The sequence below is a fragment of the Halomonas sp. MMSF_3323 genome (assembly GCF_030733595.1).
Lineage (GTDB): Bacteria > Pseudomonadota > Gammaproteobacteria > Pseudomonadales > Halomonadaceae > Halomonas > Halomonas litopenaei.
Genome location: NZ_JASHIT010000048.1, coordinates 1 through 25,101 on the forward strand (window position 1 = coordinate 1; position 25,101 = coordinate 25,101).

The following is a 25,101-nucleotide window of genomic DNA, read 5'->3' on the forward strand; positions in this document are numbered from 1 at the left end:
CCATTCGTCTAGTGGTCCAGGACACCGCCCTTTCACGGCGGGAACAGGGGTTCGAACCCCCTATGGGACGCCACTTCGCAGCGCAGGCAGGACACGATGAAGACATCGTTGGACTGCATCGATCAAGCGGGAATAGCTCAGTGGTAGAGCACAACCTTGCCAAGGTTGGGGTCGCGAGTTCGAATCTCGTTTCCCGCTCCAGTATCGAGAAGCGTCTCAAATACCTGTGGAAAGCACATCGCCAGAAGCAGCAACAGTCGCCTGAGCGACGCGAATCATCGCGTTGATCGGCGATTTTTTTGTGCTTGCGCGAAGCGAGTCCGGCGTAAGACCATCGAGTGCCCCTTGCGTCGACGCCGCATTTGCCGCTTTGTCCGGTTGAAGATGCTCCCGACCGACCCCATATGCTAAGCCTTCTATCGAATAGCGAATCCCGTCGCTCGGCACGGCGCGATCGCGACGGGTTGGGCAAGCCGATGCCAACCGTCAACGTCGAGTCACCCGCGACAGGCAAGCTAGCGAAGGCGTGCAGCGCTTGGCGTCCGATCTCATGCTTCAAAGCCCAAGCTTTCAACCCTGACACCAAGGATCCCTCATGGCCGAACCGGCTCTGTCCATTCGAGGCCTGACCAAGGTCTACGGCAATGGCTTCAAGGCCCTAAAGGGCATCGACCTCGACGTTCAGCAGGGCGACTTCTACGCCTTGCTTGGCCCCAATGGGGCGGGCAAGTCCACCACCCTGGGCGTGGTCTGTTCGCTGGTGCAGAAGACCGCCGGCCAGGTAAAGATCTTCGGCATCGATATCGACGAGGACTTTGCCCGGGCCAAGTACCATCTCGGGGTGGTGCCGCAGGAGTTCAACTTCAACCAGTTCGAGCGGGTCATCGATATCGTGCTGGCCCAGGCCGGCTACTACGGCATGCCTCGCCGTGAAGCCCTGCCTCGGGCGGAAAGCCTGCTCAGGGACCTCAGCCTGTGGGACAAGCGCAATGGTAGTGCGCGCATGTTGTCCGGCGGCATGAAGCGCCGCCTGATGATCGCCCGCGCGCTGATGCACCGTCCCAAGCTGTTGATCCTCGATGAGCCCACCGCCGGGGTGGATATCGAGTTGCGTCGCAGCATGTGGGAGTACATGCGGCGTATCAACCGCGAGGAAGGCACCACCATCATCCTGACCACCCACTATCTGGAAGAGGCGGAGAGCCTGTGCCGCAACGTGGGCATCATCAACCACGGCGAGATCGTCAGGAACACCAGCGTGCGCGAGCTACTGAGTGAGCTCGACACCGAGACCTTCCTGCTGGATCTGGCCGAACCCATCGATCATGCCCCCGCCATCGAAGGCTTCGAGGTCAAGCAGGTGGACAGCGCCCAGCTATCGGTGATGGTGCATCGCGGGCAGTGCCTCAACGACGTCTTTGATGCCCTCAAGGCAGACGGCGTGCGGGTGCTGTCGATGCGCAACCGGGCCAACCGGCTGGAGGAAATGTTCGTGTCCATGGTGGAAAGCGGCAACGCCGACAAGGAGCTGAGAGGATGAACCCGAGTCAGATCGCGATCGCCCTGTGGACCCTGGTGGCCAAGGAAGTCCGGCGCTTTACCCGGATCTGGCCGCAGACCCTGTTGCCGCCGTCGATCACCATGACGATGTACTTCATCATCTTCGGCAACCTGATCGGCTCGCGCATCGGTGAGATGGACGGCTACAGCTATATGGACTTCATCGTCCCGGGGCTGATCATGATGTCGGTGATCACCAACAGCTACTCCAACGTGGCCTCGTCGTTCTTCTCCAACAAGTTCCAGCGCAGCGTCGAGGAGATGATGGTCTCGCCGATGCCCAACTGGGTGATACTGGCGGGCTTTATCCTCGGCGGCATGGCGCGCGGGCTCGGTGTCGGCATTATCGTCACCGGGGTGTCGCTGTTCTTCACCCGTATCGAGGTGGCCCACCCGCTGTTGACCATCGGGGTGGTGATCCTGACCGCGGCACTGTTCGCCACCGGCGGCTTCATCAACGCTCTGCTCGGCAAGAAGTTCGACGATATCTCCATCGTGCCGACCTTCGTGCTGACGCCGCTGACCTACCTGGGTGGGGTCTTCTACTCGATTTCGCTGCTGCCGGCCTTCTGGCAGGGCGCCTCGATGCTCAACCCCATCCTCTACATGGTCAACGTCTTCCGCTACGGTTTCCTTGGCGTCTCCGACATCCCGGTCGGCTGGGCGCTTGCCGCCATCTTCGGCTTTATCGTGGCACTGTTCGCCATCGCCCTGTGGATGCTGGAAAACGGCAAGGGCATTCGCAGTTGATCGCACCGGCCGCCTCGGGCGGCCGGTAGCCGTTTGTCTCTCGGACTCTCTCTTGTTCAGGTATTGCCATGTCCACTATCCCCCGGGATCCCCACCACCGCCCCGACACCCTGACCGATGCGCCGCTGGGGCGGGAGTCGGACTATCCCGAGCGCTACGATGCGCAGCTTCTGTTTCCCATCGAACGCGCCGCCAACCGCAAACCGCTGGGAATCGAGGAGGGGGCGCTGCCCTTCGTCGGCGAGGATGAATGGCACGCCTTCGAGCTGTCCTGGCTGACGCCCAGGGGCAAGCCCTGTGTCGCCGTGGCACGCTTTCGCCTGCCGGCAAGCTCGCCCCGGCTGATCGAGTCCAAATCCTGGAAGCTCTACCTCAATAGCCTGAATCAGACCCGCTTTGCTGGCCACGACGAACTGATCGAAACGCTGAAGCGCGACTTGAGCGAGGCCGCCGGTGCCGAGCTCAGCGTGGAGATCCTGGCGGTGGACGACGCCGAGCTCAACCCGCGCCCGTTGCCGGGGGAGTGCATCGACGATCAGGACATCGAGATCAGCGACTATACGCCGAGCCCGGAGCACCTTTCGGTCAGTGACGAGATCGTCGAGGAAACGCTGACATCCCATCTGCTCAAGTCCAACTGCCCGGTGACCGGCCAGCCCGACTGGGGCAGCGTGATGATCCGCTACTGCGGTCCCCGGCTCGATCGCGAAGGCCTTCTGCGCTACATCGTCGGCTATCGCCAGCACCAGGACTTCCACGAGCACTGCGTCGAGCATATCTTCATGGACCTGATGGACAAGGCTCGCCCAGAACGGCTCTTGGTGCTGGCACGCTACGTGCGCCGCGGTGGCCTCGACATCAGCCCCTGGCGCGGTACCCCCGGCGAGGCGCCGCCCACGCCGCTGCGCCTGGCGCGCCAGTAGTCGGCAATGGCTCAGGGCGATAGCGCCACAGACAATACCCGAGTGATCTGGTAGGGTAATGCGAAGAATTCTCGATCGCTGAACAGTGACAGGGCTCGGACCCTCTGGAGTGACACGATGGATGCAATGACACTGCTGCACGAGCGCAGCTCCATGGGCAAGCTGATGGGACCGGCCCCCAGCCGTGAGCAGCTCGAGGCGATCTACTGCGCCGCCCTGCGCGCACCGGATCACAAGGAACTCAGACCCTGGCGGTTTATCGAGTTCTCCGGCGAGGGGCTCGACCGCCTGGGTGAATTGTTCGCCGAGGCCGAATTTCGCGAAGACCCCAAGGCGACAGACGAGTGCCTCAACAGCGCTCGAATGAAGCCCAAGCGCGCACCCATGATCATCGGCGTCGTCGCCAAGGTGGACCCGGACGTACCCAAGGTGCCGAAGATCGAGCAGGTCATCTCCGCTGGCTGCGCTGCCCACGGCATCCTGCTGGCCGCCCACGCCTTGGGGCTCGGCGCCATGTGGCGCAGCGGCAAGTACGCCTTCGACGACACCGTGCGCAAGGGCCTGAGGCTCGGCGACGACGACGAACTGGTCGCCTTTATCTACATCGGCCAGCTCGGAGGCCGCCACAAGCCCATCGCCTGTCATGATAGTGAGGACTTTGTCGAGCGCTGGGACTAATAGAGAGCCGAGCGTTGGGACTGAACCATGGATGAATTGATCAGACGCGTTGGCACGGCCCACCCGCGGCCCGTCTTGCCGCCCGAGGGAGGCGAGGACGACCCCGGGGCCTTTCTCGACTGGCTGGGTGAGGCGATCCCCCTGGTCGGATCGCTTGGCATCACCTGCATGGCGCGCGACAAGGAGTCGCTGCGTTGGGAGCTTGCCCTGACCCCGAACCTCAACGACAAGGGCACCGGCTTCGGCGGCTCGCTGGCCGCCCAGACCACCTTGCTCGGCTGGTGCTGGACCACCCTGTGGCTGCGTCGTCGAGGCTACAACCGCGATGTGGTGGTGGCCGAGGCCAGCCAGCGCTTTCTCGCCCCGGTGACCGGCGACTACCGCCTGATCTGCCGACCCGAGGCGAGCGGCTCCTCAGATGTTGATGCCAGTGGTACGGCAGGGCAGGGTAGTGCCGGGCAGGTCGGCAGGGAAACAGGCGCCGAAGCGGCGCTGGAGCAGCGCCTGGCAGAACGCGGCAAGGGCCGCATAGCCCTGGTCCAGCAGCTGTGGTGCGGCGACACCCTTTGCCTGGAAGCGAGGGGTGACTACGCCGTGCTGGCCAGCGAACCTCCCATCGCAGCACGCTGACGCCATCGCGCCGCTTCGCCATCAGACCCGGAACTGCCACACGACGAATCTGATGTAAGCCGAAAAACGGCTTGCAATCGAGAACTTAAGGCGATAAAGTATGCGCCGTCTTGAGGGATAAGCACCGCGCAACGCGGGCATCATGTTTCTCGGGATGACAATGCGGAGGGGTGTCCGAGTGGTCGAAGGAGCACGCCTGGAAAGTGTGTAAGTCGAAAGGCTTCGAGGGTTCGAATCCCTCCCCCTCCGCCACAGAATTTGAGAAAGCCGCTGAGAAATCAGCGGCTTTTTTGTTTCCGCTTGATGTCGCTACTCGTGATGTGGACTTCCTTGTTCATTGTGTTGTCTCAGGACAGTAGACTGTCGTGGCAAGGCAGTTGGATAAGGCTGAGAGATGGCGCCAGGAGCGCATTACGGTTTACCACGCCAAGTGCTTGGCATGCGCGCTGATCCGGCGGTGACCTAGAGGCGATGTTGATCGAGCGGTGACGGACCTGGCTGATAGGTCCGTTGATCTCAACTCTCATCAGACTGATGCCGCACTGTGCGCTCTACCAGACCCATCGACCAAAGGCGTTCTTCTGGCCAACGAGGTAGTATTGGGGAAAGCTATCGAAGCGACCCTGGAGGCACTGATGGCGACCGTCAACATTGGTACCAGTGATAGCAACGACGTCGGTGCGATCTATCTCAACGGTCTGCACGGCTCTAAGCCGATCGGTAGTGCGCGTTGCCTGGAAGAATGCCTTGCATGCACGCATATGGAAGGGGTATGACGACGAGGTCTGGAATCGGCGCTGCCACCTGCTGGATCATTGCCGGCCCCAATGGTGCTGGCAAGACGACCTTTGCTCTTCACTACCTGCCTCAGGTAGCCAAGTGCGCACGCTTTATCAATGCCGATATGATCGCCGCCGGATTGTCGCCCCTGGCACCGGAGCGCGAGCTACTGGCCGCTAGCCGAATATTTCTGCGAGAAATTGAACACGCGATCGATAAAGGGGAGGATTTCGCCTTCGAGACTACGCTCTCGGGGCGAGGTTACCTGAGCCTGGTGAAGCGGCTGTTGGCAACGGGCTGGCGAGTTGAGCTGGTTTACCTGGCCCTGCCCTCGGTGGAGATGTCGCGGCTGCGTGTCGCAGAGCGTGTTTCACACGGTGGTCACAACATTCCGCTGAAGGATATTCAGCGTCGTTTCCCGCGCAGCCTGTCCAACCTGCTGACACTGTATGCTCCTAGTGTCACTCGGGCACGCTGCTTCATGAACGCCGGGGGGACTCCTGAGCCTGTGTTCGAACAGACAGGTTCACAGCGTTTGATTCTCGATGACCGCCACTTCAACACCATCGTCAAGGAGGCACGATCATGACTCAACTGACACCGGATACCCAGGCTATGCTCGACTGCCTCCGTGATGCAGTCTCCGAGACGTTGGACCGCAAACGGCGTCTGGGTCAGTACGCTGTGATTTGGCAGGACGGTAAACCCACGCTGGTGGGCGATGATGCACCAAACCAACCGGTGGATGGCCTGGATGAGCAGGGCCGGGAGTCGACCTGAGATCCCAGCGATGGGGGGAAGCCGTGGATCGCGCATGGATATACTACGGCCAAGGGCCTGCGCAGCATGATTGATGACAGCCAGTCGCGGGTGAGCGATCGTGGCCTGAAGAGGGCCGCCGAGTCGCGCGGGAGCACTGACAGTCGCCATGGCCTCAGCGAATCGTTCATTGCAATGCGGCATGTAAGCGGCGTAGCTCTCCTACGGGTGGCATCTGCCTGTTCGGTGAAGATCTCGACATGGCCGGGCATGCGCGTCATTCAAGTCTCGGCGTTTAACGACGTGTCATGACTACTTGGACGATGTTGTCGGGTGAGGCCTCCTCGCGTACCAGCCTTGAGGCGATTTCTCCCGCCAGCGGCACGGCGAACCAGCAGGTATTCTCAGTCTCGGCGAAGCTTGAGAAAGGCGCCTCCCGCATTGGTATCACCGGTCACATGCTAAAAGCGACATCCGAGACGGGTAGTGATTGAAGTGGTCCAATTGGAGCGGATATCCCAATAATCCCCATAATGGAGGCCACAGAGGAGTTTATGGCACACCTGTTTATCTACGGGACCTTGGGGCCGGGCGGACCCAACGAACACGTCATGCAGGCCATCGGCGGCCATTGGCAACCGGGCAGCATCAAGGGACGGCTGCACCAGGCGGGTTGGGGCGCCGAGATGGGCTTCCCGGGCCTGGTGCTGGATGACGCCGGCGACGATATCCGAGGCCACGTCTTCGTGTCCGACGCACTACCGGAACACTGGGCGGCCCTGGACGAGTTCGAGGGGCCCGAGTACCAACGTACCCCGGTCACCGTCAGGCTCGATGATGGCGGTAGGGTCGAGGCCTACGTCTACGCCCTGCGCAGAGGAGCCTGACGAGGGGAGCTGATCTCACCCTGCGGTGGTGTGGAAAGACGCGTCAAACCGGCCTGGTGGTGATCATTTCCCGTACCGCAAGATCACCGGCTATCGAAATACGTGTGGCGAGCTTTACGCATTGGCGGTGGATCACTTACCAGTGAAAGGTCTGTGAAATACCATCCTCACTCGCCGCGGATGCCAGAGCCCAAGCTGTGCATCAGATGCCATCAAGCTAGCCGATCCCGGGCCGCGAGTGCAGCTTTCTACGCGAGCGCTGCTTCCTACTAAGTGCAGCTTGAGACTGAGATGCTGCTGCGGCCCGGCAGGGTCGTCGCGGTGAGTCAGGCCTACCCTGCCGATGGTAGGGCAGCTTCCGGTCCGCGCGGGTATCTCTTGGCTACTGCCTTCATGGATGGGCCAGGGTCAGCTTGGGCGACAGGGCGTGTGGGTCCACCTTCAAGTCCAGGATCGCGGGGACCCCTGCCTCTCTGGCTGCCTGCAGTGCGGCTGGAAATTCGCTATCGCTGGTCACGGTTGCGCCAAAGCCCCCGTAACTTCTGGCGAATGCAGCGAAGTCGGGATTGTGCATTCGTGTTCCCGAGGGGCGGTCCGGATACTTTCGTTCCTGATGCATGCGAATGGTGCCGTACATGCCGTTGTTGGACACCAGAACGATGACATTTGCGCCGTACTGACAGGCAACACCAAACTCTTGCATCACCATCTGAAAGCAGCCATCCCCTGCCAGGCAGACCACGTCTCGCTCGGGGTGGCGCAATTTGGCGGCGATCGCTGCCGGCAAGCCGTAGCCCATTGAACCACTGGTGGGGGCAAGCTGGGTTGGCCAGTTGCGATAGCGATAGTAGCGATGAAGCCACGCGGAGTAGTTCCCGGCACCATTTGTCAGGATGGCATCCTCACCGAGCGCCTCGTTGAGGTGGGAGATGACTTGTTCCATCTTCAGGTCACCGGGGCTCTGCTGTGGTTGCTGCCACTCCTCGTAGTCCGAGCGCGCGCCGGTGATCCATTGCTCACGCGGTGACTCCGGCGACCTTGCTGCATCGGCCAGCTGACAGACGAGCTCAGCAGCGTTCGCGACGACGCCGAGGGCCGGTCGATAGACGCGACCAATTTCCGCAGCGTCTGCGTGGACGTGTATGAGGGTCTGTCGCGGCAGGGGAGGCGTCAGCAAGGTGTAACCGCTGGTCGTCATTTCACCCAGTCGAGCACCGAGTGAGAGAATGACATCGGCATTCTTGACGCGTTCCGCGAGCTTGGGGTTGATGCCGATACCAACGTCGCCAACATAGTGTGAATGTCGGTTGTCGAGATAGTCCTGGCAGCGAAAGGAGGCTCCCACCGGTAGCGCGGCCTTGTCGGCAAATCGTCCGAGCGCATTGGCGGCTTTCTGGGACCAGGGCCCACCGCCGACGATAACCAACGGGCGTTCGGCCTTTGCCAGCATGTCGACAATGGCGCCGACATCGCTCTCAGCCGCCTTGCCCGAAGGTAGCGTGGCAGCCGGTACAGCCGGGGCGCCAGTGTAGTCTGATGAGAGGATGTCCTCGGGAAGTGCGAGCACAACAGGACCCGGACGGCCGCTTTGAGCGACATGGAAGGCGTGGCTTACGTACTCAGGAATCCGGTCGACGCGATCAATTTCCGCGACCCATTTTGCCAATGGATTGAACATGGCCCGGTAGTCGACTTCCTGGAAGGCTTCTCTGTCGCGCTGATCGCTCGCCACCTGCCCAATGAAGAGGATCATGGGCGTCGAGTCCTGGTAGGCGACATGTACGCCACAGGAAGCGTTGGTGGCGCCGGGGCCCCGCGTGACGAAAGCGATGCCGGGACGCCCGGTAAGTTTTCCATCGGCTTCGGCCATCAGCGAGGCCCCGCCTTCGTGTCGCGTCACGATGGTGTCCACGCCGGAATCGAAAAGCCCATCAAGAGCGGCCAGGTAGCTTTCTCCAGGCACACAAAATACCCGCTCCACCCCCTGTGCCTCGAGGGCTTCGACGAGAACTTTCCCACCATGACGTGACGGTTGTTCACTCATAAATCTAGACCCTTGTTCTTATAGAAAGTCTTCGCGTGCTGCCAGGCGCTCAGCCGCGCGTTCGAAGCGTAGGCGTGTCGCGCTGCGGGCTAGCGATGCGTCTTGTATTGCCAGTGCATCTCTCACCGCGCGGTGTTCATCCAGAATGGAAGGGCCGAATTCAGAAGCCGCTGCATTCTTCAGAAAGGCCGAGCGCAGGTTGCTCTGTATATTCCCCTCAATCATGCCGATAACCTCGACATAATATTCATTGTCAGAAGCTTCGGTAATGCGGCGATAGAATTCGAGCTCGGTGTCGACTCTTTGCTCTAGCGCTCCATCTGGACCGAGTGCGTCGAGTCGCTCGATTTCTGCAAAGAGTTCTTCTAAAGCCTGCATTTGCTCAGCCGTGCGTGTTCCAGCGGCAAGCGCAGAGGCCCCTGCCTGCACCTCTGCTCTAAGCTGAAGCAACTTTATGATCTGCTTGCGTTTTTCGAAACATCCCGGGCTGATGCGAAACGCCGACCGATTGGTGGTTTCCGTAATAAAAGTGCCGACGCCACGTCGTGAGTCGACGACGCCATCGTACTTGAGAAGCGAAATCGCCTCGCGGATCACCGTGCGCGCAACGCCAAATTTCTTGGAAAGTACCGCCTCAGTTGGAAGGCGGTCGCCAGGCTGAAGCTGGCCTCCTTCGATCGCCTTGGTCAGGGCTACCGCGACCTCATCAGGTAGCCGGCGAGGGCGATCAATACGCCCATAGATTTCAAAATCCTGCATTGGGATGTCTTCCTGATCGTCTGAACAGCTCAAGCCGCGACGCGTCGTTGAAGCGTAGGCCATGCGACCTGTAAGGGGCTAGTGCGACAAAGGTAGCACTAAAAACAGTTGTCAGACAAACAGGCTTGAACTAGCTTGAGGTCCACAGAACACAAGAGCAACAAGGAGAAGGTAATGGCAGGGCAACGTATCGGGTTTGTCGGTCTGGGGGGCATGGGGAGAGGGCTCGTCAAGAATCTCTGCCTCAAGGGCCACAGGGTTACGGTCTACGATCTGGATCCGGAAAGGGTCGCCGGCGCGGTCAATGAAGGCGCGGCAAAAGGAGGCTCGATCGGCGAGATCGCCGCAGAGTCCGATATTCTTGCCGTCTGTATCACCACCGCAGAAGCGGTCCAGGCGCTCGCCCTCGGACCCGATGGCGCCTTGGCCAAGTTGCCTAAGGATGCCATCTTTCTGGACCACACGACGGTCTCGGTCGAGCATGTCGAGCTGATGCGCAAAGCGTGTGAGCAAGCCTCTGTCCACTACGCAGAAGCCCCAATGACCCGCACTCCCGCTCATGCTGAACGTGGTGAGGTCAACGTCTTGTTTGGTGGCGATGAGGCACTGCTGGAGCGACTGCGCCCCGTCTTCGGTGCTTATGCTGAAAACATTTTTCATGTGGGTCCCGCCGGACACGCGACACGCTTGAAGTTGATCCATAACTACATTGCCTTCGCCAATGTGGCGTCCTGGTGCGAAGGCTTCGCCCTTGCCGCGAAAGAGGGGCTCGATATGTCAAAGGTCATCGGGATTATCTCGGCGGCTGGTGGCAAGTCTGGGATGATGGACCTTTATGGCAACCTGACGCTCCAGCGTGATTTTACGCCACACATGTCATTGGAAAATGCTCAGAAAGACGTTCGTTATTATGCCGAGTGGTTGGAACAGGCAGGTCTTCCGGCTTTCATGGCGCAGTCGGTGCACAACACCTATGCCCTCGCTTCGATAATGGGGCACGGTGGCGAAGGTTGCACAGCCGTGATCAAGGCATATGAAGAGCTTTCTGGCATCGAAGCTTGCCTGAAGGAGTAGGCGCTCACTGATGTAATGAAACAGAACTGATAACTATAATGAGAGGAAGGTTGTACTATGTATTATAATAAAATCCTTTTCGGCACGCTCGCTTGCATTCTGTCAGCCTCGGTTGAAGCGCAGGATGTTACGTTACGAATGGCACATTTTGCTGCAGAATCTCATCCTGCCCATCAGGCGGCGTTGGCATTCGCGAAAAATGTTGAAGAAAGAACAGAGGGTGCGGTATCTGTCGAGCTATATCCCGCAAACGAGCTTGGCTCACCTCCCGAGCAGCTTGAGCAAACCGTTCTCGGTGTCGTCGATATGAACTTGCCGACCCAGGGGGGATTGGACAAGTATGTAAAAGCATTTGGTACGGTAATGACACCCTTCGCCTTCGGAAGTTACGAAGAGGCTCACAGCGTCCTTGACGGTCCCTTCTTTGAGTGGGTTGCGCCACAGCTCGAAGAGGAGGGGCTGGTCATGCTGTCAAACTGGGAGTATGGGTTCAGAAATATCACCAATAGTGTCAGGCCGATCGAGAGCCCCGAAGATGTGGACGGCTTGAAGTTGCGCACCCCGCCAGAATTGCAGATCGTCGCAGCGCTTGAGGCACTTGGTGCATCAACCGCGCAGATTGCCTTCCCCGAGCTTCCCAATGCTCTTAATCAAGGGGTCGTTGACGGGCAGGAAAATCCCATCAGCGTTATTTACCACTTCAACTTTGACGAGTTGCAGGACCATCTGGCTCTGACACGCCATGTCTACAACTCCATGGTCCACGTGGTCAATAAGGACACCTGGGATTCTCTTTCCGAAGATCAGCAGTCCATTGTCCGTGAGGAAAGTGTCGCCGCCTCGACGATGATGCGGGACGCCGTCATCGCACAAGAGGAGAAAGATATTGCTGCCCTCAAGGAGCGAGGCATGCAAGTGACGGATCCCGACTCGGCGATGTTTGTTGAGCTGATGGGGCCGGCCAGAGATCGCGTTTCAGAGTATGTCGGTCAGGAAAACATGCAAACATTCCTGAGCTTCCTGGATTAATCTCTACGGCACGGATTGGAGCGCTGGACTGCGCTCCAATCCGTATGGGGTGTGCTATATGCTGACATTCGTCATCCTTGGAGCTCTTGTCTCTTTGATTGGTATCGGGCTTTCGGTTGCTGCTGCGCTGGGTCTGATTTCCGTTGGTTTTTATTCCCTGCAGGGGGACTTTGATATTCTGGCGATGTTGCCGCAACGAATGTTTTCGGCAACCACCGGTTTTACGCTTCTAGCGATACCGTTTTTCATCCTGGCCGGTAATCTCATGAACACGGGAGGGATTACTCACCGGATCTTTCGTTTCGCCGATGCGTGTGTCGGACATATTCGTGGTGGACTTGGGCAGGTAAACGTTCTGGCGTCACTCTTCTTTTCCGGCATGTCTGGTGCCGCTGTGGCGGATGCGGCCGGGCTTGGGCAGGTTGAGCTCAAAGCGATGGCGGATCGAGACTACGATCCGGACTTTTCTGCGGCAATCACGGCGGCCTCATCCACCATAGGGCCGGTGTTTCCGCCATCCATCCCCTTCGTCTTGTATTCATCGATCACCGGGGTGTCGGTAGCCCAGCTTTTTCTTGCAGGCGTTGTGCCTGGCGTCCTGATGGCGCTGGCCTTGATGCTGGCGGTTTACGTGCACGCCTTGCGCCACAAGATGTCCCGACGGGATCATGTCGATTGGGCCGAAATCGGCCGTAGTTTCCTGTCTGCACTTCTATCGTTGCTGACGCCGGTGATTATTATTGCGGGGATATTTGGTGGCGTGTTTACACCGACCGAGGCGGGGGTCATGGCCAGTGCCTACGCCATGTTTTTATCAATGGTTGTCTATCGTGAGGTTAAGGTATCCGACCTTCCTGAGATAATATGGGAAACATTGGTCCATACGGTACGGGTCATGTTCGTTATTGCTGCCGCCGGCTTCTTTGGCTGGCTGTTGATACACCAACGCATTCCCAATCAGTTGGTGGAGACCATGCTTTCCCTCTCCGAGAGTCCAGCAATAATAATGGCTATTATCGTTGCTATCTTGCTGGTCCTGGGGATGTTTCTGGAAGGTATCGCGGTCATCGTACTAACCGTGCCTTTGTTTCTTCCTGTCGTAACACAGATTGGCGTTGATCCGGTGCATTTCGGCGTGATCATGATCATGTGTTCGATGGTCGGTTTGCTGACGCCTCCCGTGGGTATGGTTCTCTTTGCAACATCGTCGATTGCCAAAATCAGCGTCGGCCGCTTGTCGCGTGCCTTGACGCCTTACTTGATTGGTCTTTTCGTGGTGTTGATGGCCGTCGTCATGATTCCAGCGATATCGACATGGCTGCCTGATCTGGTGATGAACTCATGAATAAACTTGATCGAGTGGTGGGCCAACTCCTGCGCGCGATTGCCTCGTTCTGTTTGGCAGCGTTATTCATCCTGCTGTTTTCAAGCGTCATTGCGCGCAGCTTTCAACTTGCGAGCTTCGCATGGCTGGATGAGGTGGTAAGGGGCTTGTTTTCCTGGATGGTATTCATGGGCTCCTCTGCCTTATGGCGAGAGCGGGGACACTTCAGAGTAGATTGGCTCGAGCAGGTGATAGGGCAAAAGCGTGCGGCACCTTTGCTCAGGGCCTTTCTGGCATTTCTATCCCTTGGGTTCATGCTCGCCATGACGTGGTACGGATGGGAGCTGACGGCACGGAGCAGTGCAGTAACGCCTGTACTGAACCTTCCGACGGGGCTTTTCTATGCCGCTATCCCCATCTCGGGAACATTGATGATGATTTACTCATTGCGTGATCTGTTTGAATCGATCGCGGACGTTAAAGCGCCATTTTCTACCATGATGAAGGAGAAGTAAGATGATCTACGATCTAAGAACATACACCTGCCGCCCGGGTACCATCAAGAAACACATGAAGCTCTATGAAGACCACGGGTGGAAGGTGCAGAGTAAACACCTAGGTTATCCCGTTGTTTATGGGGCGGTTGAAACGGGTGATGTCAACTCCTATGTGCATGTCTGGATGTACGAGGATGCGGCCGACCGCGCAGCCAAGCGCCAGAAGCTACAGGCAGACCCGGAGTGGAAAGAATATCTCGCGAAAAGCGCCGAGGCGGGGTACCTGGTCAGCCAGGAGAACAAGATACTCGTCGCCGCGCCTTTCTTTGATCCCTTTCACGTAAAGAAGGTCGAAGGGTAGTACATAGGAAATAGTGACTTTTGATGTGATCGACTTTTGATGGAAATACTTTCTAGTCGACTAAAATATATGTTTCGATATGGCAATGGGCTCCTTTTCTCACCGAGATAAGGAGCTTTTTGTCGAACTGGGGGATTGATGTCGGGGACCGTGGGTCGATGAAGCGGCTTCACACTGTTTTTTGTTTCCTGGCCGTGCCCGCCGGCGAACTGCCAGAATCGCCCAGTGAGCTTCGTGTCGGGATGACCGCGTGTCCTCGCATTGCGGGCGGGGTCGATCGCCAAGGGGGGCGCCATGCAATGCCATCTATCCAAAGACGTGAGGCGCTCCACCATGACAGCGGACTCAACGAGCCAACAGATGGTGGTGTCGTTCCCTTGTCTGGCTGAAGCGGCAAGCAGGCTGAACCGGTTGCGTGAGCCTGACCGCCGTTGTCACCCAGTTTCGGCCCGATGGCCAAGCACCGAGTGAGTGATTCGCCCTGGTGCCTTGGTGTTTCAGCCAGTGGTTAGAGTGTCGGCCCGGAATCCTCGCCACCGCTGCTCTGGTAGAACCAATCATCGGCGAAGGGTACGCCATCGGTATCGTTGGCATCGACGCGGGCAATCTGACCGCGGCCGAATACCGGCTGTTTGGTGCCATCTCTTGCTGGATCGACGTACTGCTCGAACCACGCAACCATGCGCTGTTCCAGCTCTGCCGCGATATCGGCATGCTCGGGGGAGTGGATGAGGTCGTTGAGTTCGTCTGGATCCTCGGTCATGTCGTAGAGTTCGTTGGGCCAGTCACCCACGCGCCAGATAAACTTCCAACGGCTGTCGCGGAGCATTCGCACGGGTCCATATTCGTCGAACACCACGACATCCCGGCTTTGCGTGTCATCTGGCCCCGTCAGGATGGGCAGAAACGACCTTCCAGGCAGATTGTCGCCGACCTTCGCATCGATGCCGAGGTACTCGAGCAAGGTCGGGCAGAAATCGTAGTGACTGACGAGTACCGTCGAGGCTCTTGGTGTGATCTTGCCGGGCTGGGCCATGATAAAGGGCACGCGAACCGCCTGGTCGTACATATTCTGCGGGTAGGTCGCGTTGCCTTTGCCGTAGATGCCGTGGTGGCCAAGGCTCATGCCATTGTCGCTGGTGAAGATGACCAGAGTATCTTCGGTGAGGCCGAGATCCTCGAGCCTGGCCAGGACCCGTCCGATCGCCGCGTCGGCTGCGGTCAGTGAGGTGCAGTAGCCCTGGATCATCTCGTTGACGTCTTCCTGGGGATAGACGCCGTTGTTGATCTGATCGGGATGGCGCGGCAGGCGAGGGAAGGTGGAAAACTCACAATCGTCGTACTGGCTCCAGACCTCGCGTGGATGCTGTGACTTGTGCCAGGGCCGGTGGGGAGCGGAAAAATTCAAGGACAGGAAGAAGGGACGGTCTTCTCCGGCACGGGACTCGAGATAGTGGGTCGCCTCGTCGGCCAGGAAGTCCGTAAGATAACCCGGGACTATCTCTTCGACGCCGTTGCGGTACATTCTGGCGCCGTAATAGCTGTCGGAGCCTTTCGGCATGGTGATCCAGTGGGTGAATCCTTTCTGGGGATGTGCGCTGTCACCCAGATGCCACTTGCCGATCAAGGCGCAGTCGTAGCCGTTGTCATGAAGCACGTCACTGAATCCCAGCATGCCTTGCAGGTATTCGACGGACCTGTCGCCATTCTTGTCCTCGGAGCCCTGGCGGATCCAGTCGAGCACACCGTGCTGCGACGGGATGCGTCCGGTGAGTAGCGAGGCGCGGGCAGGGGAGCACACCGGAGAAACACAGTAGCAGTTGACGAAATCCACTCCGCTACGCGCCAGAGCGTCGATATGGGGGGTCTGGACTTCCTGATTGCCGCGCGTTCCCAGGCTCCAGAAGCCCATGTCGTCGGCCAGGATCATTATCACGTTGGGTTGCTTATCCATATTGTTCTCCTCGCATGCGTGATGGATGACTGTAGAGCGAGATTTGTATAGACGTCAATAGAACGATCTAACTAGGTGTCAAGTGAGCTAGTATTTGTGGCAGGACGGCGGCATGATTGAGAAAAAGGAGGTCCGATGCGTAAGAAAGTGACGATGGAGATGGTGGCCAAGGCGGCCGGTGTGTCTCGGGCGACCGTATCGCTTGTCGCGCGAAATTCGCCACTGGTGTCGGATGCGACTCGCGAGCTGATCACCAAGACCATGAAAGATATGGATTATGTCGCTGATCGTGCGGCCGCTCGGCTGCGCAGTAATAGCAGCGGTACGGTGGGGCTGATCGTTCCAAACCTGATTAATCCGTTTTTCATTGATTTCCTGGCGGGCGCCGAGCGGACCATGGCCGACGAAGGTCGGGTCATCCTGTTGGCCAACAGCTATGACGACACGGAGCGTCAGGAGGATATCCTGCAGAGGTTCCGGGAGCATTCGGTCGACGGCATCATCCTGTGTCCGGCCGTAGGCACCCCACCGGAGCTACTTTCACGCATTGCCAACTGGGGTATTCCGGTGATCCAGGCCATGCGCGCAGTCTCTCCGACCGAGTCTGACTATGCCGGGACCGACAACGCCAGCGGCATGCTTAGCGCCGTTCGGCATCTGACCTCCCTTGGACACCAACGCATTGTTTTTGTGTCTGTTTCGTCCAGGTCGTCGGCTCGGTCCGAGCGTGTTGGCGCCTTCCATCAGGGGTTGGCCGAGGCCGACGGTGTCGAGGGAACCATCATCGAGACCGAGTTCTCGCTCGACGGCGCCATCGAGGCGGGGGCCCGCATCAAGGACGAAGCCGCTGATGCCACCGGCATCATCTGCTTCAACGATATCGTCGCTGCTGGGGTGATGCAGGGGCTACGCCAGAGCGGCGCAGTACCAGGCGAGACGCATGCCATCATCGGCTTTGGCGATCTGCCCGTGGCGCGGATGGCGTATCCGCAGTTGACGACGGTGGCAACGAACCCCGGCAACACGGGATCAAGCGCATCCACTCTTTTAGCGCGCCGTCTGGGCAAGCCGGAGGCGCCTTTCGAGCGTGTTCTTACCGTTCCCTCCCTGGTGGTTCGCGGCAGTACCTTCGCCCTGTAGTGGACAGTCGACGGTAGTGCTTACAGGCTACTTCGCTGTTTCTGCTTGCTATTTTTCGTCTAAATCACTCTCGCTGGAGCGGCTCGATGCTACCGGCGAGTGGTAGTGCGATCCTCCTTCGCCCTCCCGGTAGTCTCCCCTTGTCGGCGCTTGCTGCGGTATCGCCGACCCAAGCGGCAGGAGGCCTGAGATGTAGGCTTCTACGACTATTGATATCAAGCCTGGCGCCCGGCGAGTTTCCTGCTGTTCCGGCGTCGAAGAAGTTCTCGAATGCGCTAGAAATATCCATGTTTAACAGTGTTGTAGGTTCATATTCGACAACGCTAACAGATGGCTTGACGAAGGTGCCGGCAGCGATGGCCCTTGGCGTGAACCGGCCTCCTACCTTGACATTGTGTAAGGTGCAATTTAGAACGATATAAACAACAAGGAGGACCAACATGTACGATTTCAATTTTCAGCCAGTCTTCGCGAGCTGGGATGCGCTGCTCGTCGGGGCACTGCTGACCATTCGGCTATCGGCCACCGCGATGGTGTTCGGGCTGGGGATCTCGATTCTCGGTGCCGTCGCCCGCACGTCACATGTTCGACCCCTGCGAATGATCGTGGCGTCCTATGTCGAGGTCATCCGCAACACGCCCTTCATCGTACAGATCTATTTCATCTTCTTTGGCCTGCCGGCGGCTGGCATCACGCTTTCCCCGAACACCGCGGCGCTAATGGCGCTGACGATCAACGTCGGCGCATACGGCACCGAGATCGTACGATCCGGTATCGAAGCGATTCCGCGCGGCCAGATCGAAGCGGGGCGGGCGTTGGCACTCAGCCCGTTCAACATCTTTCGCCATGTGGTCATCAAGCCTGCGCTTCGCACGATATACCCCTCGCTGACCAGCCAGTTCATCTACCTGATGCTGATGTCGAGTGTGGTCTCGGTCATCTCGGCAAGCGACCTCGCTTCTGTCGGCGCCGACATCAACGCCGCGACCTTCGCAAGCTTTGAGGTCTATCTGGTGCTGACCGCCGCCTACCTGGCGATGGCGCTGGGCTTCTCGGGCGTATTCGCGCTCATCCGTCGCAAACTCTTCACCTACCCTGTGAGCTGACGCCATGATTCGTGAATTCTCGACCGCCGACATACTTTTCATGGCCTCCGCCGTGCGCTGGACGCTCCTGCTGTCGCTTATCGCCTTTGGATGCGGCGCGATTGGGGGCTTGCTGATCGCCGCCATGCGTACCTCCGGCTACAAGATGGTGAGCACTGCTGCAGCCTTGTATATCCAGTTGTTCCGGGGCACTCCGCTGCTCATGCAACTCTTCCTGATCTACTTCGGTTTCTCGGTGTCCAGCTTTCCGGTCAGCCCCCTCACCGCTGCCGCGGTGGGCCTCACCCTGCATGCCAGCGCCTTCCTTGGTGAAATCTGGCGAGGCGCCATCGAGGCCGTGCCGGGTGGGCAGACCGAAGCGTCGAAGGCCCTTGCGCTCAGCTACGTCAACCGGATGCGTCATATCATCCTGCCCCAGGCGATCAAGATCGCCACGCCCGCCACCGTCGGTTTTTCGGTACAGCTGATCAAGGGCACCTCGCTCGCCTCGATCATCGGCTTCACCGAGTTGACCCGCGCCGGACAGATCGTCAACAACGCCACGTTCTCGCCGATTCTGGTCTTTGGCACGATTGCCATTTTCTATTTTCTGTTGTGTTGTCCGCTGTCGATGTTCGCCAAGCGACTCGAAGCGCGGATGAGACTCTCAACCGTTCGATAATCCCCTAAGGAGCATAAAAAGATGATAAAAATAAAACATCTTGTCGCCAGTACCGCCTTGACCCTCATGGCCGTCGGGACACAAGCATCCGCCGTCGCTGCTGAACTCACCGACATCCAGGAGTCCGGCAAGCTACGTGTCGGCATGCTGGTCGATTTCCCCCCCTTTGGTGTGCTCGATACATCAGGCAATCCCGATGGCTATGATGCCGCCGTGGCAACCGAACTGGCGGAAAGCCTCGGCGTCGATTTGCAGATCGTGCCGGTGACAGGGCCTAACCGTATCCCTTACCTGCTGTCCGGCCAGGTCGACGTTCTTGTGGCGTCCCTTGGCATTACACCGGCTCGTTCTGAAAAGGTGGATTTCTCTGACCCTTACGCGGCCATCAGTATTGCCGTGTACGGCGATGCGTCCAAGGAAGTCGAATCGAAAGCGGACCTGGCCGACTACATCGTGGGCGTAGCCCGGGGCTCCACCCAGGAAAAGGGCGTCGTCGAGGCGGCCCCGGAGGGCACGGAAATCCGTCGCTTCGATGATGGTGCCGGTGCAGTACAGGCGCTGATGTCGGGCCAGGTCGACCTTCTAGGCGCCTCCAACGTAGTGATGGGAGAAGTGATCGCCGTCACCGGTGGCCGTTTCGAGAAGAAGCTCGATCTGTCCAACCAGCTCCAGGGTATCAGCGTGGCGCCAGGCTCCGACGAGCTGCTGGAGCAGATCAACAGCTACCTCGCCCAGATCAAGTCCGATGGCACCCTGAACGACATCCACCAGGAGTGGCTGGGTGAGCCGCTTCCGGATTACCTGAACAAGTAAGCCAATAATTGGGGACTGCCAATGTCTGCACAAGCTGTCGTGATGCAGGATGTCGTGAAGTACTACGGCGAGTTTGCCGCCCTGACTGACGTCAACCTGTCCGTCGAGTCGGGTGAGCGTATCGTCATCTGCGGCCCATCCGGGTCAGGGAAGTCCACCCTGATCCGCACCATCAACCAGCTCGAAGAGATACATTCGGGCACGATCGTCGTCGACGGGATCGAGCTTACCGCGGGAGGCAAGAACGTTGCCAAGGTACGCGAAGACGTCGGCATGGTGTTTCAGAGCTTTAATCTGTTTCCTCATATGACGGTGCTGGAGAACTGCATCCTGTCACCGATGAAGACCAAGAAGGTCAGTCGTGCCGAAGCCGAGAAGACCGCTCGTCACTACCTCGAGCGAGTCAAGATCCCCGAGCAGGCCGACAAGTATCCGGCGCAGCTCTCCGGTGGGCAGCAACAGCGCGTGGCCATCGCACGGGCTCTGTGCATGAAGCCACGGATCATGCTGTTTGACGAGCCGACCTCTGCGCTCGATCCGGAGATGGTGAAGGAGGTACTGGATACGATGATCGATCTGGCCGGGGAGGGCATGACGATGATGTGCGTGACCCATGAAATGGAATTTGCCAAGGCCGTGGCCGATCGTATCGTCTTCATGGACGCGGGCAAGATCGTCGAGATCAACGAACCGACCGGGTTCTTCACCAACCCGCAGAACGAACGGCTGCAGAACTTCCTGGGTCAGATCACCTGAGCTGACAAAAGACCAGGCCTCCCTGCCGGTGCGTGCCGGCAGGGGGCGTCCTGCTTGGAACAGAGGGACGCATGGCCTTCCATGCAAGGTGAGTGCTTTCTCTCCGGTTGAATACTCGCCATGGCAATGGTGTCAGTACACGTAGTAGCGTATTCCCGATGTGAAGATGCTTTCATAATCTTCATCCGGGGAAAATACGTAGCTCGGGACGACCTCCGAGAAGACCGAAATATCGATCGGCGTCATCAGCTCAATGCCGATGGGAAGCCTGACTCCCCAGCGTTCGTTGGTATTGTTGCTCTTGTTCTCGAAGCCGTAGTCTTCTTGTCCTTTGAGCAACATGATCCCTGCGCCGGCGTAGAAGATGGGAGTTATACGTGCTAGCAGGTCCTTGGGTGATGTGTACAGGTGCGCATCCAGATGAAGCATGAATGAGTCGTCAAAGTCTGTGTGGGCGCCAAGCTCTGCACTGAAGTTTTCGTAAAATGCCTTGTCCGAGTAGTGTAGCTGTTCGTTGTTGTAATTTGCGATGCCGATGCCAAAGTGTAGCGTATCGCTGGCCCCCATGGTTGGCGCAAGGAATAGAACCGTCGCGATCGGAAGGGTCATGATATGCATTGCTTTTGCTCTCTTGTTTTTTCTGGTTTTGTCGTCTTGTCGAGATTTTTATATTTGCCATCCGATAGATGTTTCTTTTTCTGAGACTGCCCATAATTTCTCGGCGACGGCCCTGTCCCAGACAAATGGTTTGATCTCACATTTTCCGACTGGCCCTATCCAGTTAAATAAGCCGTAAGGACCATAATAAGCTTGCTGTTCGAGGTTTTTAGTGGTGGCACACATCACTTCCGGGTAGGCGCCTCTTTCCGCTGTTTGCACCATCGGTGATTTTGCCATCAACGAAAAGATCAAACGTGACGCCACATTGGCCTTTTCGTTTATCAGGGAAGTCCGGGATGCACCAGGATGGCACACATATACTTTTATGTTTTTCCCTGCCTCTGTTGTTCTTCTCTGTAACTCGTAAGCAAATATCATCTGAGCTAGCTTGCTATGGCAGTAAGTGCTGTTTGGGTGGTAATTCTTGTTCCAGTTCATATCATCGAACTGGATGGTTTTTAAGCCCATCTTGTAGCCTTCACTGCCAACTACGACTATGCGCCCGTTCGAATCATCGATTCGCTGGTAGAGCAGTCCACAAAGAAGGAAATGGCCGTAGTGGTTTACGCCGAGATGACTTTCAAAACCATCCTGAGTAAATTCCTGCCTGGCGACCTGTGCAATAGCACCGTTACAGATAAGGGCATCAATTCGGGGGAGCGTTGCCAGTACTTCTGCCGATGCTTTACGCACCGAGTCAAGCGAAGCAAGATCCAGTCGAACGAACGTTGCTTGTACCTCTCTACCGAATTCTTGTTTCAGTGCTGCTATCGCTGCTTCCGATTTTTCGACACTACGATTCATCATCACCACCCCGGCGCCTTTGGACACCAGAATGCGCGCCGCCTGAAAGCCCGTACCTGAGTTGGCTCCAGTAATCACATAGGTGTTTCCCTGCAGGGACTCGAGTTGATCTGGTGTCCAGCCCTTCGCTAGGGATTTTTTTGTACACATTTTCGTGTCTCCAATTCTAGCCAGACCGACTAGTCGAACAGTGTCTGGAGTTTGTGGCGCCAATGATAACTCTCGGTTATGCGTGAATGTAGACCAGATAATCTCTAAAACATGCCTATTCGTATCACTTCGTTGACTTTTTCTCTTTTGGTTGATAATTTTCCTCCACTAAGTTATTCGAGTTTTGTCGAATGAGCAGGCACAAGATAAAAGCGCTTGTCGAAAGCAGGCTTCACGAAGATGGGGTGATGGAAACGGGGGTATCGGGCGTTCAGATATTCCGTGTTACTGAGGCGCTTCATTGTACTCCTGCCGTCTACGAACCTAGCGTGATCGCGATCGTAGGTGGTTCCAAGGAAGCCATCGTGAATGGCAGGCGATATGTGTATGACAGCAGCCAATACATGTGTTGCCCCATTTCGTTGCCGGTCGAGGCAGGTACCCCGGCTGCCTCCCCAGAAAATCCCTTGTTGGGTGTGTCTATTTCCCTGAATACTAAAGTGATGAAAGAAATAGTTATTCAGGTAGAAAGCACCGCAGCGGGGGCTGAAAAACCTCGTGGGGATTCTTTGTCGCAAAGCGTATCGCTCGCCCGATGGGATGATGGATTTTCTGAAGCACTGTTACGCGTGTTGCAACTAGGTGATAGCAAGACGCAGACCGAGGTTCTCGGAGAAGGGCGCCTTCGCGAGTTGTACTATGCCGTTTTGATGGGAGATGCCGGGGCTTCGGCGAGGCTCGCTTTTGGAGTCGGCAACGAGATTGCCAGAGCCATCGAATATTTACAGTCCCGCCTCGATGAAACTGTCACCATTGACGAAATCGTTTCGTATGTGGGGATGAGTCGTGCTGTTTTTCATCGAAAATTCAAGCAGGCGACCACGATGTCACCCATTCAGTTCGTGAAAACGATGCGGCTGAACAGCGCCGCCATGAAGATTGCTGCGGGAATGAACGTGAGCGAAGCGTCAATGGCGGTCGGATACGCAAGTGCTTCGCAATTCAGTCGAGAGTTCAAACGACTGTATGGAAAGTCCCCCAAGCAGTGGAGCCAATACCAGGCGCTTGCCAGGGGCTAGAGAAGTGGCGGGCATTCAGGTTTCAGGGGGAGAGCCCCAAGCGAGAGCACCGAGCGCGTCACACCTGCTCGCCATTGTCTTGCCCGCTTCGATGGGTATCGATATTGGGTCGACCAGGAGGGGATTTCGCCGACGGTGGTAAACCCGGCTCGCAGGGCAGCACGCGCTGCCCTGCGTGTGTGAGTGGTAACTTATCCGAGCACGCCCTGGCTACGCAGGTAGTCGTCGTAGCTGCCGCTGAAGTCGACGATGCCATCGTCCTTCATCTCGATGACGCGGGTGGCCAGTGAGCCGACGAATTCGCGGTCGTGGCTGACGAAGATCAGGGTGCCGGGATAGTGCTCGAGCGCCAGGTTGAGCGCCTCGATGGACTCCATGTCGAGGTGGTTGGTGGGCTCGTCCATCACCAGCACGTTGGGGTTCTGCAGCGAGAGCTTGCCGAACAGCATGCGTCCCTGTTCGCCACCTGAAATCACCTTCACCGACTTGCCGATATCATCATTGGAGAACAGCATCCGCCCGAGGGCGCCGCGCACGATCTGCTCACCGGCGGTGGTCCACTGCTGCATCCATTCGAACAGGGTTTCGCCCCCCTCGAAGTCCGCCGCGTGGTCCTGGGCGAAATAGCCCACTTCGGCGGCGTCGGTCCATTTGACCTCACCGGCGTCGGGCTCCATCGCGCCGACCAGGCAGTTGAGCAGGGTGGTCTTGCCGATGCCGTTGGGGCCGATGATGGCGACCCGCTCTCCGGCTTCAATACGCAGCCCAAAGCGCTCGAACAGGACATTGTCGTCCCAGGCCTTGGACAGCGCTTCCACTTCCAGCGCCTGGCGGTGGATCTTCTTGTTCTGCTCGAAGCGAATGAACGGACTGATCCGTGATGACGGCTTGATCTCGTCGAGCTGGATCTTGTCGATCCTGCGCTGGCGTGAGGTCGCCTGCTTGGCCTTGGAGGCATTGGCCGAGAAGCGACTGACGAACTGCTTCAGCTCGGCAATTTCTGCCTTTTTCTTGGCGTTTTCGGACTGCAGACGTTCACGCGCCTGGGTGGCCGCGGTCATGTACTCGTCATAGTTGCCGGGGAACAGCTGCAGCTCGCCGTAGTCCAGATCCGCCATGTGCGTGCACACACTGTTCAGGAAGTGGCGATCGTGGGAGATGATGATCATGGTCGACGAGCGCGCACGAAGAATGTCCTCGAGCCAGCGAATCGTGTTGATGTCCAGGTGGTTGGTCGGCTCATCGAGCAGCAGCACGTCGGGGTCGCTGAACAGCGCCTGGGCGAGCAGTACGCGCAGTTTCCAGCCCGGTGCCACCACACTCATCGGCTGGTCGTGCTGCTCAAGCGGAATCCCCAGACCCAGCAGCAGCTCACCGGCACGAGCCTCGGCGGTGTAGCCGTCGAGCTCGGCGTAGCGGACTTCGAGGTCTGCCACCGCCATGCCGTCTTCTTCGCTCATCTCGGCCTGGGAGTAGATGCGCTCGCGCTCAGCGGTCACGCTCCAGAGTTCTTCGTTGCCCATGATGACGGTGTCGATGACACGTTCGTCCTCGAAGGCGAACTGGTCCTGGCGCAACTTGCCCAGGCGAGTGGTGGCGTCCTTCATCACCTGGCCGCTGGTCGGCTCGAGGTCGCCCCCGAGGATCTTCATCAGGGTCGACTTGCCACAGCCGTTGGCCCCGATCAGACCGTAGCGGTGGCCCTGGCCGAATTTGACAGAAACGTTTTCAAACAGCGGCTTGGGGCCAAACTGCATGGTGATGTTGGCGGTAGAGAGCACGGCGGAGTATCTCGCGGGATGAACATGAATGAGAGACTTGGGCCGGCACGGCAAGGGGCTTCGACCAAAGTGGAGGGCGCATTGTACGCGTCTGACCCGGTGGCTAGCTACTCGAGAACCGGTCGGCACAGGCAGCTGCCGG

26 protein-coding genes and 2 tRNA genes are annotated in these 25,101 nt (G+C 58.2%); 22 read left to right on the top strand and 6 right to left on the bottom strand.

Annotated features, from left to right (window positions below):
- Positions 1-126 precede the first annotated feature (126 nt).
- The 11 genes from RBB39_RS19835 (at position 127) to RBB39_RS19885 (ending at position 6,967) form a co-directional block, all read left to right on the top strand.
- Positions 127-201 (top strand) — tRNA-Gly (locus RBB39_RS19835).
- A gap of 394 nt (positions 202-595) precedes the next feature.
- Complete coding sequence (locus tag RBB39_RS19840) at positions 596-1,540, top strand: ABC transporter ATP-binding protein (protein ID WP_124802432.1); 945 nt, start codon at positions 596-598, stop codon at positions 1,538-1,540.
- A complete protein-coding gene (locus RBB39_RS19845; RefSeq protein ID WP_108131651.1) occupies positions 1,537-2,310 on the top strand; it encodes an ABC transporter permease in 774 nt (257 codons plus the stop codon). Before RBB39_RS19840 ends, RBB39_RS19845 begins: the two co-directional genes overlap by 4 nt.
- A gap of 68 nt (positions 2,311-2,378) precedes the next feature.
- Positions 2,379-3,233, top strand: coding sequence for an NADPH-dependent 7-cyano-7-deazaguanine reductase QueF (gene queF / locus RBB39_RS19850; protein WP_306169312.1), 855 nt, complete (start codon positions 2,379-2,381; stop codon positions 3,231-3,233).
- Positions 3,234-3,350: 117 nt separating this feature from the next.
- On the top strand, positions 3,351-3,911 hold the full coding sequence (locus RBB39_RS19855) for a nitroreductase (RefSeq protein WP_045993706.1): 561 nt from the start codon (positions 3,351-3,353) through the stop codon (positions 3,909-3,911).
- 27 nt (positions 3,912-3,938) lie between these two features.
- Positions 3,939-4,541 carry a YiiD C-terminal domain-containing protein gene (locus tag RBB39_RS19860; RefSeq protein WP_306169313.1) on the top strand — a complete coding sequence of 201 codons (603 nt, stop codon included), beginning with the start codon at positions 3,939-3,941 and terminating at the stop codon, positions 4,539-4,541.
- Between the two features lie 164 nt (positions 4,542-4,705).
- Positions 4,706-4,793, top strand: a tRNA-Ser gene (locus tag RBB39_RS19865).
- Positions 4,794-5,176: 383 nt separating this feature from the next.
- A complete protein-coding gene (locus RBB39_RS19870) occupies positions 5,177-5,317 on the top strand; it encodes a hypothetical protein (RefSeq protein WP_306169314.1) in 141 nt (46 codons plus the stop codon).
- Positions 5,293-5,910, top strand: a complete 618-nt coding sequence (locus tag RBB39_RS19875; protein ID WP_306169315.1) for a zeta toxin family protein — start codon at positions 5,293-5,295, stop codon at positions 5,908-5,910. Before RBB39_RS19870 ends, RBB39_RS19875 begins: the two co-directional genes overlap by 25 nt.
- Positions 5,907-6,101, top strand: coding sequence for a hypothetical protein (locus RBB39_RS19880; protein WP_306169316.1), 195 nt, complete (start codon positions 5,907-5,909; stop codon positions 6,099-6,101). Before RBB39_RS19875 ends, RBB39_RS19880 begins: the two co-directional genes overlap by 4 nt.
- Before the next feature lie 533 nt (positions 6,102-6,634).
- Entirely contained in the window at positions 6,635-6,967 is a 333-nt protein-coding gene (locus RBB39_RS19885) for a gamma-glutamylcyclotransferase (RefSeq protein WP_124802382.1), read from the top strand.
- A gap of 391 nt (positions 6,968-7,358) precedes the next feature.
- Here the strand turns inward: RBB39_RS19885 and RBB39_RS19890 are convergent, their stop codons facing one another.
- Entirely contained in the window at positions 7,359-9,011 is a 1,653-nt protein-coding gene (locus tag RBB39_RS19890) for a thiamine pyrophosphate-binding protein (protein ID WP_124802380.1), read from the bottom strand.
- Between the two features lie 18 nt (positions 9,012-9,029).
- Positions 9,030-9,770, bottom strand: coding sequence for a FadR/GntR family transcriptional regulator (locus RBB39_RS19895; protein ID WP_108131667.1), 741 nt, complete (start codon positions 9,768-9,770; stop codon positions 9,030-9,032).
- 135 nt (positions 9,771-9,905) lie between these two features.
- On the opposite strand from RBB39_RS19895, the gene RBB39_RS19900 reads away from it, so the two are divergent.
- From RBB39_RS19900 to RBB39_RS19920, 5 genes are read left to right on the top strand one after another with little or no spacing between them, the layout of a single operon-like run.
- A complete protein-coding gene (locus RBB39_RS19900; RefSeq protein WP_260425257.1) occupies positions 9,906-10,844 on the top strand; it encodes an NAD(P)-dependent oxidoreductase in 939 nt (312 codons plus the stop codon).
- Between the two features lie 57 nt (positions 10,845-10,901).
- Complete coding sequence (locus RBB39_RS19905; protein ID WP_306169317.1) at positions 10,902-11,873, top strand: TRAP transporter substrate-binding protein; 972 nt, start codon at positions 10,902-10,904, stop codon at positions 11,871-11,873.
- 58 nt (positions 11,874-11,931) lie between these two features.
- Positions 11,932-13,218: a TRAP transporter large permease gene (locus RBB39_RS19910; RefSeq protein ID WP_124802374.1), complete on the top strand. Its 1,287-nt coding sequence runs from the start codon at positions 11,932-11,934 to the stop codon at positions 13,216-13,218.
- Entirely contained in the window at positions 13,215-13,712 is a 498-nt protein-coding gene (locus RBB39_RS19915; RefSeq protein WP_306169318.1) for a TRAP transporter small permease, read from the top strand. The genes RBB39_RS19910 and RBB39_RS19915 overlap by 4 nt, the downstream gene beginning before the upstream one ends.
- 1 nt (position 13,713) lies before the next feature.
- Positions 13,714-14,055: an NIPSNAP family protein gene (locus RBB39_RS19920; protein ID WP_124802370.1), complete on the top strand. Its 342-nt coding sequence runs from the start codon at positions 13,714-13,716 to the stop codon at positions 14,053-14,055.
- Positions 14,056-14,563: 508 nt separating this feature from the next.
- Here RBB39_RS19920 and RBB39_RS19925 read toward each other — a convergent pair.
- Positions 14,564-16,009 (bottom strand): sulfatase, encoded by a 1,446-nt coding sequence (locus RBB39_RS19925; protein ID WP_306169319.1) that lies wholly within the window; start codon positions 16,007-16,009, stop codon positions 14,564-14,566.
- A 135-nt stretch (positions 16,010-16,144) separates the two neighbouring features.
- Between RBB39_RS19925 and RBB39_RS19930 the strand changes: the two genes are divergently transcribed.
- From RBB39_RS19930 to RBB39_RS19950, 5 genes are all read left to right on the top strand, one after another.
- The gene (locus tag RBB39_RS19930; protein ID WP_287165741.1) at positions 16,145-17,149 is read left to right on the top strand and encodes a LacI family DNA-binding transcriptional regulator; all 1,005 of its coding nucleotides are present in this window, start codon (positions 16,145-16,147) and stop codon (positions 17,147-17,149) included.
- 440 nt (positions 17,150-17,589) lie between these two features.
- Positions 17,590-18,255, top strand: coding sequence for an amino acid ABC transporter permease (locus tag RBB39_RS19935; protein ID WP_253028971.1), 666 nt, complete (start codon positions 17,590-17,592; stop codon positions 18,253-18,255).
- 7 nt (positions 18,256-18,262) lie between these two features.
- A complete protein-coding gene (locus RBB39_RS19940) occupies positions 18,263-18,916 on the top strand; it encodes an amino acid ABC transporter permease (RefSeq protein WP_221621135.1) in 654 nt (217 codons plus the stop codon).
- A 66-nt stretch (positions 18,917-18,982) separates the two neighbouring features.
- Positions 18,983-19,729 carry a transporter substrate-binding domain-containing protein gene (locus RBB39_RS19945; protein ID WP_221621126.1) on the top strand — a complete coding sequence of 249 codons (747 nt, stop codon included), beginning with the start codon at positions 18,983-18,985 and terminating at the stop codon, positions 19,727-19,729.
- A gap of 21 nt (positions 19,730-19,750) precedes the next feature.
- Positions 19,751-20,485 (top strand): amino acid ABC transporter ATP-binding protein, encoded by a 735-nt coding sequence (locus RBB39_RS19950; RefSeq protein ID WP_124802358.1) that lies wholly within the window; start codon positions 19,751-19,753, stop codon positions 20,483-20,485.
- A 132-nt stretch (positions 20,486-20,617) separates the two neighbouring features.
- Here RBB39_RS19950 and RBB39_RS19955 read toward each other — a convergent pair whose 3' ends face one another.
- Complete coding sequence (locus RBB39_RS19955; RefSeq protein ID WP_306169320.1) at positions 20,618-21,103, bottom strand: hypothetical protein; 486 nt, start codon at positions 21,101-21,103, stop codon at positions 20,618-20,620.
- Positions 21,104-21,151: 48 nt separating this feature from the next.
- A complete protein-coding gene (locus RBB39_RS19960) occupies positions 21,152-22,027 on the bottom strand; it encodes an SDR family oxidoreductase (protein WP_306169321.1) in 876 nt (291 codons plus the stop codon).
- Between the two features lie 263 nt (positions 22,028-22,290).
- Here RBB39_RS19960 and RBB39_RS19965 point away from each other — a divergent pair, with 263 nt between their 5' ends.
- Positions 22,291-23,178 carry an AraC family transcriptional regulator gene (locus RBB39_RS19965; RefSeq protein ID WP_306169322.1) on the top strand — a complete coding sequence of 296 codons (888 nt, stop codon included), beginning with the start codon at positions 22,291-22,293 and terminating at the stop codon, positions 23,176-23,178.
- A gap of 191 nt (positions 23,179-23,369) precedes the next feature.
- Here RBB39_RS19965 and RBB39_RS19970 read toward each other — a convergent pair whose 3' ends face one another.
- The gene (locus RBB39_RS19970; RefSeq protein WP_124802350.1) at positions 23,370-24,959 is read right to left on the bottom strand and encodes an ABC-F family ATPase; all 1,590 of its coding nucleotides are present in this window, start codon (positions 24,957-24,959) and stop codon (positions 23,370-23,372) included.
- Between the last annotated feature and the right edge of the window lie 142 nt (positions 24,960-25,101).